The sequence below is a fragment of the Paenibacillus sp. 2TAB26 genome (assembly GCF_052115145.1).
Lineage (GTDB): Bacteria > Bacillota > Bacilli > Paenibacillales > Paenibacillaceae > Pristimantibacillus.
The window spans coordinates 1-406 of the sequence record NZ_JBFRGC010000124.1; the positions used below are offsets into that span (position 1 = coordinate 1).

At 62.8% G+C, this 406-nt stretch carries 1 protein-coding gene; it reads right to left on the reverse strand.

Features of this window, described 5'->3' with window-relative positions; genetic code table 11:
* A partial coding sequence (locus AB4Z50_RS36170; protein ID WP_441887332.1) for a transporter substrate-binding domain-containing protein occupies nucleotides 1-406 on the reverse strand: 406 nt, incomplete at both ends.

The window sequence follows — 406 nt, forward strand, 5'->3', positions numbered from 1 at the left end:
GTCTTCGTTTGCCCTGGCAATGGCACCACGCATGTCATAGTCATGACTTACCCACCGCTTCGCCAGCCGGTCGACCGTGCCATCCGCCAGCATCTCGCCAATTGCCTTGTTGATCGCCGCCGCCAGGGCTGGCTGGTTCTTCGCGAGCGCAGGCGCCGAGAGCTGGTAGGTCAGCGGTTCGCCGACCTCCTTCAGGGGAAGCTTGTTGACCGTCGCGTATCGCAGCCCGCCAAAATGCGACACGATCACCGCATCGATGCGCCCGTTGGCGAGATCGCTGAACAGTAGTCCGCCGTTGTCGTAGGAGCGCAGTTCGGAAGACGTGAGATGCTTGCGTGCCCAGGATTCGTTGCTGGAGCCCGTTGTCACGCCGACGCGTTTCGCGCCGAGATCGCCACGTCCCTTG